A 13,333-nucleotide genomic window follows, 5' to 3' on the forward strand; every position below is an offset into this window, starting at 1 on the left:
GAAAGTTTTTGAATTAGGTTTTTCTTGGGCAGAGTTAATACTCGCTTGGGTACAAGGGTTTCAAAACGAATCCCATCAACTTCGATAAAATTGTTTTCATTCATGTTGGCTAGATATTACCTGTATCAGGAGATCGAAGATACAGTAATATTACTGAATTAGAAAACATTGGTTATACTGTAAGGCTTCAGTTGTGGCGAGCGATCGCCACTAAGTAAAAGAAGATAAAGCGGTAAGGTGATTGCGAGAGATTTGTAACTCGAATCCCCAATTCTACAAGAGTATAAGAATCAAATTCTTTTGGGGGTATAGTCAATACTTGTTCTGATACCAAAGTTTCCAGACGGATGCCATCAACTTCAGTGAAGCTGGTCTCAAGAGGTTATAGCATATCTGTTATGATATTTTGCTTAACAATCGTTTCCGCTTTGCGGATATGACCAGCGCATAGGACTAGAAATTCTTCCCGGAGAATGATCTGGGCTAATCTCAACAACCAGATCCGTTAATTCAGGATTTTGAGTAAGAGGAGTAATAAATAGTTCTGGATGTAAACTGCGCCAAAAGTAGTTTACAAATTCTTTAACTTCTGATTCACTCATACCTGGTTTTCCAGTGGCTATCATTTCTTGTTCTGCTTGCAGTCGCCACTGTTGAGACAGTTGATAATCTGTGGGATATAAAACGATTAATCGATCTAGACAATCCCACAATGGTAAGTATTTATGCAGACCTTGATTGATGTCTTGGGCAAATTGTCGATCTTCTTCAGACTCAATCGGAGAAGGTGCAAAATTCAACCGATCTGGATTGATCGGTTGCACCCCGACAAACCAACCTTCAAAGAAGATGATATCCCCATGGGTAATGACTTCTGGCTCAGTTCTATCCCCCTCCCCTGCATAGGCTGATTTGTCAAACCGAGGAAATTCTACAGGGTACTGAGAGTTTCGACATTGTTTCAGGACTTCAATACCTAAGTGAATGTCATGGGTTCCGGGAGGACCTCGACGAATGAAACGGGGGTCTTGAGTTTTGAGAAGCTGGCGATCTCCATACGTCTTATATAAATCATCAAGTGATAAACTTGCCGAACTGTATCCTAATTCATTCAAGATTAAGCTCAGTACCATAGCCAGACTTGTTTTTCCCGTGCCTTGACCTCCTAAAATCCCTTGAATTAGCGGCCGATTCAGCTCTTGTTGAGCTTCAGTCAATTGGATGGCCAGAGGTAACCACAAATTCCACAACATATGATATAACTGTTGATAAGGAATCCTAGGAATCCATTGTAAAATCCTGGGAGCCAGAGTTTGAAAGAGGCGAGCTTGTAGAGGAATTTGGGTTTTTAGTCTATCTGGGGTAAAACCGAGGGCGATCGCGCGATCAGTATCTTCAAGAGCTAGAATCATTAGCTCTTGACATTCTGGTTGTGTTGGAAGATTTCCCTCAATCCAAAGATTTAAAATTGATTCATCATTCCTCATGACAAAAAAACACTCTCTCGACAATTTTCGATATTTTATGCTTTAATAGTCTCAGAGCTAGATCTAGACTAGCTAAAAACAATTAAGGATTGTAACGTGGAGGAAAAAGCGATGGCAAGTGATGGTGAGGTCAAAAAAGCCGTAGTCCTTCAGAGTGAAGAGGATTTTGGCGGTACTCCCACAACTCTAGATGGTGGCTACATTGGAGGGAAGAAAAAGAAAAAGAAGAAGAAGCAATCATCTGCTTTAAAACCCTCCGAGAAAGCGGTCTTTAAATTAGCCAAGCGTTATGATGAGGCTTCCAAGGAGTACAGAGACCGCCATGAGAAATCCAATAAGAAGAAAAAGAATGGTTGGATTAAAGATCTACCCAAAAACTACAACAAGGCTATGTCTAAGCTGATGAAGTTTTAGGTAGTTTTTTCTTTGTTCCTTGTAATGTTGTGAAAGGCTGTAATGTTACCAGTATCCTCCGAGGAATTACTAGGTCATCGCTCTAATTCTGGTTAGTGTTTGGCTCAGTAACTAGGATTAGAGTAAAATTACAGTAAAATATCCGTATGTTCCCAAGTCTTGAAATACATAAATGAGGGTCAGTAAATATTATGGCAACTGCACAAAAAGAAAACACGATTATCCTTGAGATCGGTAATGCAAAGAAGGATGATATTGACGATCTTCGCTACGGTGAAGGTAAGCTGTTCAAGAGAATTCAGTCTACGATTGAAAGACTCAAGGATGATGGTCAAGTCGGGGAAAATGCCCAGCCCATCATTGTGATTGTTAAAAAGAAAAAAGAGAAAGATTGGTAGAACCTTGAGAGAGGTTTGATGAAAAAGATTTGTGGGAATACCCGCAGGAAATGTTTAATCCATCCGAGACTATGATATTCTATTTATCGGATGGATTTGTTTCTGTTTCTGAATAATAACTTTCTTCTTAAGAATGGTTAACAAAAAAGATATCCCCACACCACTAATTACAGGTAAAAGTCGAAAAAAAGTAAAAGTTCTAGACCTGGAGCAATTGGAGTCCCGTCGTGTTTCTCTTTTTTACATCATTAAACAATTTGTGACTTTTTTCCTGCAAGTACAGTTGCGGAAAAGAGCTGGGAAATCGGATATACAGAAAACAGCAGAACAGTTACGGGAGATTTTTGAAGATTTAGGTGGATTTTGGGTAAAAACCGGTCAGCTTTTGGCACTTCGTAGCGATCTGTTTCCAGAAGAAATCTGCGATGAACTAACCCGCCTCCAGTTTGAAGCCGTAGGTTTCCCCACCTCAATTGTTCGTTCTACCATTGAATCGGAGTTAGGAGTTCCCCTAGAGCAGATTTTTGACGATTTTGATCCAGAACCCTTAGCTGCCGCATCTATTGCACAAATTCACACTGCTGTTTTACGCGGTAAAAAAACTCGTGTTGCTGTTAAAGTGCAACGTCCAGGTTTAGATGAATCCTTTCGACGAGATCTGGGTTTGATCAAAATTGTAGCTCGTCTATATTCAAAAACCGATATAGGTAGTGTCCTTCTTTTAGATGAGGCAGTTGCGGAATTGGAGAGAGTTCTTGATGAAGAGTTGGACTACCGTTATGAAGCCTCCAATGCTCGTCGGATGAAAAAAACTCTCAAAGAACATAAAATAGAAGTCCCTAAAATTTATGATAAATATACTCGGACCAAAGTTTTGGTCATGGAATATATTCCCGGTGTACTTATGGCTGACTACATTAAAATTTATCAAACAGACCCGGCAAGATTTCACCAATGGGAAGAGGAGAATAAAGTAGATCGTGAAACCATAGGAGAAAAACTCTATTTATCCTTATATCGACAAATCTTTGAAGATAACTTGTATCATGCTGACCTGCATCCAGGGAATATTATCTTGTTGCGTGATAACAAGTTGGTCTTAATTGATATGGGCAGTGTAGGTTCTTTGGATAGCGATCTAAGACTCAATTATTTGAACTATGTTAAAGCTTTAGAAAAAGGGGATTTCGCTAAAGCTTCTGATTACAATATTCGCATTGGACTAGATATTCCCAAAGCGAATATGCCAAGAGTCAGAGCAGAAATGGCAAAAGCGACGGAACAATGGGCCGCTAAGTCAGCACTCAAAGGAGTTAGCTATAAAGAAAAGTCTTTAGGAGGGGGAACTTCTGAAATTGCAAAGGTAGCCATTAAATACCGTATTCCCAGTAACTGGTCATTCCTGAAAATCACGCGGTCTCTCCTAACGCTAGATGGCTCAATGCAATACTTAATTGATGATTTTGATACGTTGAAATTCATCAAAAAATACAACAAACAATCAGATCGCCGTGCCTTAAAAAAGAGTCTAGAACCAGATAATGTTATAGCATCAATTAATGAATTATTTCAGACCATTGATGAATACAATCAAATTCTGCTTCCTTACCTCCGACAACGAACCCATGCTTTTGAAATAACAGGGAATAAATTTGCTCTAGCTATAGTTGTTGTCCTCCGAACCTTTTCTTCGGTTTTCTTGTCGAGTGCAGTCGTTGTTCTATATACTTTTTTGTATCAAAATTACTTCCCATTGATTAAAGATATTCACACTGAAGCCGTGAATGATATTGTCAGCCATATCCCAGTTTTGCCCTACTTGTTGTGGATTTTTATTCTGATCGGAATTTTAGTAGCGGCTAGGATATTGACTGCTGTAGCAACTATTTTGGAGCGTAAAGAGTACGGAGAGAGATTAATTTAATCCGGAATTCTTGAACACATCCAGTCCAAGTTATTCCATTCATTCAACCTAACAAGACAGGACATTAAACATTATGAGTAATTTACAATCGATCGCCAGCTTTAATGGTAGCAATAACTACATTCAGGTTCCTGGCCAAAAAGAACTAAACCCCGCCCAATTTACCGTATCCTGTTGGGCAAAAGTAGAAGGAGGCTCAGGGCAATGGCGATCGCCCGTAACCTGTCGCACCGCTAGAGGAAGCAGTGCATTAGGAGGATATATCCTATATGCAGGCAACAACAACAAATGGCAATTCTGGACAGGAAACGGAGGATGGGTTGCCTTACAAGGTGCAGACGTAGTCTTAAACACCTGGACTCATGTGGCGGCTACTTACGACGGCAGCACCATGAAACTCTACATCAACGGAGAACTCTCTGGAAGCCCTATCCAATCGAAAATCCTGATCAATAACCAGTATCCTCTACGGATTGGGGCTGGAATGACAGAAGGTAGCCCCACCTACTTCTTCAATGGTAAAATTGCTGAAGTGCGGTTGTGGGATAAGGCTCGTTCCCAAGAAGAGATCCAGAACTCGATGCACCAGAGACTCAAGGGAGACGAACAGGGATTAGTCGCTTATTGGCCTTTGAATCAAGAAAGTGGCACAAGTGCAGAGGATAAAACGGGTAAAGGCAATCCCGGAACCCTTCATGGTGCTACTTGGGCACAGGAAACGCTCGATATCCTCACACCTTCTGCACCTGAGGCTGAACAAATTTTAGAGCAATCTGTCCTCATGTTCGATGGAGAAAACGACTACATTGCAACCCCTCTCGATACTCAACCAAGCGCCTTACCAGCAACCACCTGGGAAGCATGGGTTAAACCCACCCGCAACATCAACCACTGGGATATGATCCTCTCTACCGACGATGGAGGTTGGGATCGGTTTGTGGGCACCAATGGCGGTCAATTCCGTGTTTCCCATGGAAAAGAAGCTTGGAATCCTGTAAAGGCTGACATTAACCAATGGCAACATATCGCCGTGGTTTACAGCACAGATAAACAAATCAAGTTCTACAAAAATGGAACAGAATACGTCTATTCAGGACAAGCATCCATTGGTAGTACGAAACTTCCCTTTCATATTGGTCGCAGTGCAGGTAACACCAGTCAATGTTTCCAAGGGTTCATTACAGAAGTACGGGTTTGGGACTCTGTCAGAACAGCAGCCGAAATTCAAAACGACATGCACCGTCGTTTAACAGGAAACGAGCCAGGATTAGTGGGTTATTGGCCGCTGAATGAAGGACAAGGAACAATAGGAACAGACCGCAGTAATCAAGGACATGATGGCACGATTAATGGAGCTACTTGGACAGAAGAAGCGCTTGATATTGAACCAGCCACAACTGAAGAAGAAACCCTTCAAGCGATCGCCAGTTTTAATGGCAGTAACCAATATATCGAAGTTCCCTACAAACAAAAACTCAACCCTGCTCAATTTACCGTGTCCTGTTGGGCAAAAGTAGAAGGAGGACAAGGGCAATGGCGATCGCCCGTAACCTGTCGCACCGCTAAAGGCAGCAGTGCATTAGGGGGGTATCTCCTCTATGCAGGAAACAACAACAAATGGCAATTCTGGACAGGAAATGGAGGATGGGTTGCCTTACAAGGTGCAGATGTAGAACTCAACACCTGGACTCATGTGGCAGCTACCTACGACGGCAGCACCATGAAACTCTACATCAACGGAGAACCTTCTGGGAACCCCGTCCCATCAAAAATCCTGATCAACAGCCAATATCCTCTACGCATTGGCGCAGGAATCACCGAAGGAAATCCGGGATTTTTCTTCAATGGAAAAATCGCCGAAGTCAGGCTGTGGGATAAAGCCCGCTCCCAAGAAGAGATCCAGGAATTGATGCACCAGCGACTGACCGGTTCAGAAGCGGGATTGGTCGGATACTGGCCCTTAGACGCGGGAAGTGGAACCACAGTCACCGATAAGAGTGGTCATGGAAATAATGGCACCATTAACGGGGCAACCTGGGAAACCTCAGATTTAGAACTCGCCGCTGCCCCAGAAAGGCAAACGGCACCTCTCAATCGCCCTGTATTGGCCTTTGCTAATACCAAGAAACCCACAGATTATGTGATTCTCAATCCATTCAACTCATTTCCCGCTCAGAGGTTAACGGTTGAACTATGGTTAAAAACCAATCATCAGAATTCGGGAACCCCCATATCCTATTCAGCTAAAAGCTCTAGCAATGCCTTCCTCCTCTTCGACTATCGGAGTTTGCATCCATACGTGTGCGATGCAAACATCAATAGTGCGATCGCCTTTAATGATGGTCAATGGCATCACTGTGCAATGACCTGGGACAGCAGTACCGGAAAGGTCGAGCTTTACAAAGATGGAGAAGCAGTATTCTCAGGCACTCTTGCCAAAGGTAGAGAGATTCCCAACGGCGGTGCTCTGATTTTAGGTCAAGAACAAGACAGCGTGGCGGGTTCCTTTGATGTTAACCAAGCATTCCGCGGGCAAATGTCAGAGGTTCGGATTTGGGATGGCATACGCAGCCCCCAAGAAATTGAGGATAATAGGCACTGCGCTTTGACAGGAAATGAGTCGGGATTAGTGCTGTATTGGCCCCTAAATGAAGGTACGGGAACCACAGTCACCGATAAGAGCGGTCATGGACACAATGGCACCACTCAGGGAACTGGAGTTACCTGGGAAACCTCAGATTTAGAACTCGCTGCTGCCCCAGAAAGGCAAACAGCACTAACAGCCAAGTCGAGTGCTATTACCTTCGATGGCACAGATGACTACATCACCATTGCTCTAAATGAACCAGAAACTGAAGTCACGCACGAGTTTTGGTTTAAAACAGATGCTCCAAACTGTGGTTTGTTTTCTGTGGTAAAAAGTCCAGATTGGGGAGGCCACGATCGCCATCTTTATCTGAGTAGTGGAAATATCAAAACTCGCATTTGGAATCACGAAATCATCTCCAGCTCTGGTTTGAACTTAGCGGATAATACCTGGCATCATGTAGCGCATGTTTTTGGCGCTTCTATTGGTGGTCAAAAAGTTTATATTGATGGGCAATTAGTAGCTAGTGGAACTAAGCATACGTCTGACTTTGACTGGCAAGATACAATTGCGATCGCCTACTCTGATGATGCTCAACAGAAACACTTCCAGGGACAAATCGCTGAAGTCCGCATTTGGAAGATTGCTCGTTCCCCCAACGAGATTCAACAAACGATGCACCAGAGTTTAACAGGAGAAGAAGAAGGATTAATAGGCTACTGGCCTCTGAATGATGGTAGCGGCACAACCCTAGCCGATAAAACCTCAAATAACCACCCAGGAACCCTTCATGGAGGAACTTGGACAGAGGAAGAATTACTTCCGACTCAAACAGAACCGACTTCTGAGCAGTCAGCACTCATGTTCGATGGAGAAGATGACCATATTGCCACCACTCTAGATGCTCAACCGAGCGCCCTACCCGCAACCACTTGGGAAGCTTGGGTTAAACCCACCCGCAACATTAACCGCTGGGAGAATATTTTATCTACTGACGATCAGGGTTGGGATCGATCAATCGGTACAAATGGCGGTCAGTTCGGTATCTACCACGGTAAAGAAGCTTGGAAGCCTGTGAAAGCCGACATCAACCGATGGCAACATATTGCCGTAGTTTATGGTGCAGATAAACATATTAAGTTCTACAAAAATGGCACAGAATATGTCTACTCAGGGCGATCAACCATTGGTAGTACAAAACTGCCCTTCCATATTGGTCGCAGCGCCTGGAACCCCAAGAACTGTTTCCAAGGCTTCATCACCGAGGTAAGGGTTTGGGACAGTGCCAGAACAGCAGCAGACATTCAAAACGACATGAACCGTCGTTTGACCGGTAATGAACCGGGATTAGTGGGTTATTGGCCGCTCAATGAAGGACAAGGAACAACAGGAACCGACCAAAGTAATCAGGGACATGACGGCACAATTAATGGAGCCACCTGGGAAACTTCAGGTTTAGAACTCTCACCAGCGCCAAAAGTAGAACCTGCAACAGCCGAACCCTCCGAAACGACCTCAACTGAGACAACCCTTCTCACGTTTGATGGAGTTGATGACTATGTAAATATTCCCACCAATCCGACGCTAGACCTAACGGACAACTTCACCATTGAAGCCTGGATTAAACCGGAAGTTTTAGGTAAGCGGATTGTAGACAAAAATATTGGTGGCAAAAATGAAGGATTTACCTTCGATACATACCCCCAAAATCTGCGCTTCATTAACAAAGGGATTGCATTCACCAGCCGTACACCGTTAAAAACAGGAATTTGGCAGCATGTGGCGGTCACCTTTAAGCATGAAGCGAATGGAGCCAAACTCTATATCAATGGAGAAGAAGAAAATAAAGCTACTCCCAGTCGAGTAGGAACAGTAACTAAATTGCCCGTTCGTCTAGGCTCACAAGCGGATAAATTGGGTAATCTCTTCAAAGGAGAAATGGCAGAAGTACGGATTTGGAATCGAGTCCGGTCTCCGGAGGAGATTAAAGCCAGTATGAATCAGCAATTGACTGGGGAGGAAGAGGGATTAATGGCTTATTGGCCTCTCAATGAAGGGACCGGAACTACCGCAGAGGACCATACGAGTCATGGGAATACAGGAACGGTTCATAGCGGAACTTGGGCAACTTCAGATTTAAGCTTAACGCCAGCTCCAGAACCGGAAGCAACCGCAGAAGAGACAGAAGAACCTGTAGAACCGGAAACAACCGCAGAAGAGACGGACGTGGAAGAAGAAAGCCTCTCCCCTGCTTCTCTAATGTTTGATGGTATAGATGACTATGTTACCATTCCCAATTCTGCGTGGGAAACTTCAGCATTGTCTGTGGAACTGTGGGCGAAAGCGAGCCAAAATCAATCCAACTATGCTGGGTTACTGAGTAGCTCTAATAATCTGACTGAGAGTGATTCATGCCAGATAGATGTTATGGGGGGATTTTATCGCTTTTATCATAGTGATATTCAGGTTCGCATTGCTAAAGTGAATCAAGAATGGCAGCATCTGGTGGTGACTTATGATGGTAAGGTGGTGCAAACTTATCTGAATGGGGAGCCACAAAATTCAAAAGCGGTTAATGCGATGACCACTGTGTTTAGGGATTATGTTTTGGGTAGAAATCGCAATAATGATAAATACTTTGCGGGTGAACTGAGTGATGTCCGGATTTGGAATAAGGCATTAACTGCTGATGAAGTTCAAGAAGCTATGGGCTACCGTTTAACAGGGGATGAATCAGGGCTAGTCGCGTATTGGCCTTTAGATGAAGGCAAGGGAGATGTAATCGCCGATCGAACGGGTAATGCGCAACCTGGTGTCATGAATGGTGCAACTTGGCAAAGCACAGATTTAGAACTCTCCGCGGCTGATGAAGATAACGATATCTCACCAGAACCAGAACCTACGCCAAAACCAGCCTCCAAAAAACGGATTCCTCTAGATCGGTCTGTAACTAGTATTACTGTTCTCAAGAGTGATGAAGATTTTGGTGGACGACCCGAGACTCTCTATGGCAAGTCGGCTAAATCTAAGGAACGGAAGAAACGGAAGAAACGGAAAAAGCAATCGAAATACCTCTCTCCCTACGAGAAATACGTAAGGAAAGTGGCGAAGCGTCAGGATGAAGCAACTCATACTTATGTTGAACGCCATAAGCGTTCTAATCGCAAGAAAAAGAATGGTTGGCTCAAGGATTTTGCCAAAAATTACAGCAAGAGCGTATCCAAGCTGTTCTAAAATCGTTGTAATGTTCATCCTCCCCTGTAGCCTAGATTCCCCAAAACTACAGGGGTTAGTTGCTAACCCTAAACCGGATCAATCATGACTGAGAACCTTCCTCCAAACTCCGATCTGATTAACTGCCATCTAGAACAGGCGATCGCTCTTGAGAGCAATGATAGTGTCCCAACTGTGGATGAACAGATGAAGACCGATCCTGTTCTGGGCAATGGATTAGAGGAAATTCAACTCAATAAGAATTATCACTTGTCTGGAGTTCGTTCCTTTCACAGAGTTCAAGCTCGAAAAAAAGCCATCCCTTCAAAAAAGAAGAGTCTAGCATTAGTGCAAACAGTTCAAGATGTGGAGGAAGCAGCCTTAGCGTTTGATGGCAAAGATGATTATGTTGATTGCGGCATTGCAGAGTGCTTTAATTTAAGCGATAGTCTCACCCTTGAGGTCTGGATCAAGCTCAGGGAAGTTAAACCCGGTACTCGATACTATATTGTCGGTCGAGGTTCGCGGCAGCATAATTATAGCTATGGATTGGCCTACCTGAAACTAAAGAGTCATCAAGAACAAATTCGATTTCTGTTTGCTCAAGCCCCAGTAGTATGGGAATCTACGATTAATTTAAGCGATCGCAACTCTCATCATCTAGCTTTAGTTGTTGACAATCAACAAGCCATCCTCTATATCGATGGAGAGTTCCAAGGTACTCAACCCCTCCCGGAACAAGTCCATCCCAATACAGAAGTTCCCTTGCAAATAGGGCGCTTATTTGGCCAAACTCGATTTCAGGGAGAAATGAGTGAAGTCCGTCTCTGGAATAAGGCACGAACTTCTAAAGAGATTGGTAACCATCGGTTTCACCGTCTAGCTGGGGATGAACCGGGTTTAGTGGGATATTGGCCGCTCAATGACGGATCGGGAGAAATAGCCGGCGATCTCACCCTCCAGAGTAACTCAGGTCAAATTTATGGAGCTACCTGGCAATTTTCTCCCTCCAGTCAACTCCCCTTTATGCCCACTTCTGCACCTCAAACTCAACCCAAAAAATCTAAAGCTAAAATTCAACGAAAAACGAAGATTAAAGTCCCCCAAGGCATAGACAAAATTGTTGTTTTACGCAGTAAAGACAAATTTGGTGGTAAACCCGATCTTATCCATGGAAAATCCACCAAAACTAAGGATAAAAAAAAGAAACGTAAAAAGCAATCTAAGTCTTTAAGACCGATAGAAAAGCTAGTCAGACGCTTAAGTAATAAACAACATAGAGCCACTAGGGAATATACTAAACGCCACAAGCGATCTAATCGCAAGAAGAAAAACGGTTGGCTTCGGGATTGGTATAAAAATTGGGGAAAAGCGCTCTCCAAGATGTAGTGGTTTCATCCAACCGATAAAAAAATCAGCACTCAGCGAGATGAATACTCAAACTTCTACCCATTTCCACTTTTCTTGGAATTATATAGCAGTGGAAGGGAGAGCTAGGACAGTTTCTATTGCTAGAGTGCTTATTGCCTCAAACAATAACTTAACCATCCTACCTTAACGAGTTCACTGCTATACCTTCACTCATAAAAGAGCTAATCGCTAAATACTAAGTTTCTAGCGATCTAGAATACTTAAAATATCTGAAGCTACGCGAGACCAACTATAATTTATCTCACTTAAGTGCCGGCCATTTCGTCCCATATCTTCCGCTAAATCGAGATTAGATAAAAGGGAGTTAATCGGTTGGGAAAATGCGTCTGGATTTTCATAATCTGTAATCAGTAGACCATTTTTTTCTGGAATAATGACTTCTGCATTTCCTCCGCGTACTGTAGTTAGAATACATAATCCAGTAGCCATAGCTTCATAATGAACACGAGCTAACGGTTCTTGCCACTGAGAAGCACAAACAAAAATATCACCTAATAGGAAATAATCTTGAACTCGATCGGGTGAAACAAAACCCGTTAAACGTACCGCATCTCCTAATTCTTGTGCTTGTTTTTTCAGAGTACGTACATATTCATTTTCTTCATTTTTTCCGTACCACTTACTGCCTACCAATAAAAGAATAGCAGACGGATGCTGTTCTAGAATATCAGGAAAAGCACTCAGCAAAATATGGGGGCCTTTTTTATCCGTTAAACGTCCAACGTAAAGAACCACTTTTCGGTCTTCTAAATTCTGTTCAGCCAATAAGCTGGATCGACGTTCTTGTACGCCCGATGCCCATCGAGGCTGGAATCTTTCTAGATCGACTCCCGCATAAACCGGTTGGAGTTTATGCTCATAACCTGGAAATAAATTAGCAATTCCATCAGCAATAAATTGGCTCACGGTAACCACACGATCGACGCGATCGAGACAGCGATGAGCCAGTTCAGGCGTAATTTTCTTAGCATGAAACATTTCATTATGCATACTCAGAAGAAAACGACTATTGGGTGCGGCATCAGCCACCATAGGTAAATATTTAGGTCGGTTATAGAAAATCACCCAATCAAAGGATTCTTGGGCTACAAAATTAGCGACTTCTTGATAATAAAAATCAGAGTCTCCTGGTGTTGCTCGCTGATACCGAATACCATTGCGAATTTCCTGGTCTCGCAAATTCGGATCGCTGACTGAAAAAACGGTCACGTCATGTTCTTGACTTAAGTAAGGTAAAATGCCGTCAATATAGGTTTGGATTGCACCCCCACGAACACAAGGTACAGGCAACTTTTCTGTACAAACCAATACAATTTTCATGATCTTGCCAAATACTACTGTTTATGATAATTACTTGATTGAATGTTAAATTCAATCAAGTACCCATCTATGGAAAAAGTCAAAGTATAGAAACAAGCAAAGCAGAAAGGGTTTCACCCTGTGTGTTCTCAAGATTATCTTTGATACTTAAGATGGTACACTAAAATTACAATCCATGATCGCTAGCCCGTAATTTTCGCCCATTGGCTATCTGAAATGTCCGATTAATCCCCAACAAATCGGTGTGGTGGTCATTGGCTCCAATTTTCAACAGCGATCGCAGCAAGCACTCTATCAGACGTATATAGACTTCCAAGAAAGTACTAAAAACCAAGTGGGCTATCCAAAAGGAAGTTTTGAAAACGACTCTGATAGTCTTACCATTTAGACTCTAAACTCCTCGAATCTGTCTGAGATAATTTGCGAGTACAGGCGTTGGGTTTAAAAATAATAGTTTTCCACAGGAGAATCCTACCATTCCTGTGCCGGAGTCAACCCGTGTTTTGTCCGAGTTTTATGACATGAAGATGAATCAAATCTGCTCCTTTACGTCCAAAGA

Annotated in this window: 8 protein-coding genes; 5 read left to right on the forward strand and 3 right to left on the reverse strand. The window is 43.0% G+C overall.

What is annotated here, in order from left to right; genetic code table 11:
* Nucleotides 1-410: 410 nt before the first annotated feature.
* Nucleotides 411-1,487: a glycerate kinase gene (locus J7545_RS05800; protein ID WP_318700464.1), complete on the reverse strand. Its 1,077-nt coding sequence runs from the start codon at nt 1,485-1,487 to the stop codon at nt 411-413.
* A 111-nt stretch (nt 1,488-1,598) separates the two neighbouring features.
* Here J7545_RS05800 and J7545_RS05805 point away from each other — a divergent pair, with 111 nt between their 5' ends.
* From J7545_RS05805 to J7545_RS05825, 5 genes are all read left to right on the forward strand, one after another.
* On the forward strand, nt 1,599-1,901 hold the full coding sequence (locus J7545_RS05805; protein ID WP_318719286.1) for a hypothetical protein: 303 nt from the start codon (nt 1,599-1,601) through the stop codon (nt 1,899-1,901).
* Between the two features lie 191 nt (nt 1,902-2,092).
* The gene (locus J7545_RS05810) at nt 2,093-2,299 is read left to right on the forward strand and encodes a hypothetical protein (RefSeq protein WP_271939491.1); all 207 of its coding nucleotides are present in this window, start codon (nt 2,093-2,095) and stop codon (nt 2,297-2,299) included.
* Nucleotides 2,300-2,432: 133 nt separating this feature from the next.
* Nucleotides 2,433-4,223, forward strand: a complete 1,791-nt coding sequence (locus tag J7545_RS05815; RefSeq protein WP_318700462.1) for an ABC1 kinase family protein — start codon at nt 2,433-2,435, stop codon at nt 4,221-4,223.
* A gap of 73 nt (nt 4,224-4,296) precedes the next feature.
* Nucleotides 4,297-10,044, forward strand: coding sequence for a LamG-like jellyroll fold domain-containing protein (locus J7545_RS05820; protein ID WP_318719287.1), 5,748 nt, complete (start codon nt 4,297-4,299; stop codon nt 10,042-10,044).
* A gap of 84 nt (nt 10,045-10,128) precedes the next feature.
* Entirely contained in the window at nt 10,129-11,412 is a 1,284-nt protein-coding gene (locus J7545_RS05825; RefSeq protein WP_318719288.1) for a LamG-like jellyroll fold domain-containing protein, read from the forward strand.
* A 225-nt stretch (nt 11,413-11,637) separates the two neighbouring features.
* Here the strand turns inward: J7545_RS05825 and J7545_RS05830 are convergent, their stop codons facing one another.
* Together J7545_RS05830 and J7545_RS05835 are read right to left on the reverse strand one after the other, a co-directional pair.
* Nucleotides 11,638-12,774, reverse strand: coding sequence for a glycosyltransferase family 4 protein (locus J7545_RS05830; protein WP_318719289.1), 1,137 nt, complete (start codon nt 12,772-12,774; stop codon nt 11,638-11,640).
* 166 nt (nt 12,775-12,940) lie between these two features.
* On the reverse strand, nt 12,941-13,108 hold the full coding sequence (locus J7545_RS05835; RefSeq protein WP_318719290.1) for a hypothetical protein: 168 nt from the start codon (nt 13,106-13,108) through the stop codon (nt 12,941-12,943).
* Nucleotides 13,109-13,333: the final 225 nt, after the last annotated feature.

The organism is Roseofilum sp. SBFL (genome assembly GCF_017746885.1).
GTDB lineage: Bacteria > Cyanobacteriota > Cyanobacteriia > Cyanobacteriales > Desertifilaceae > Roseofilum.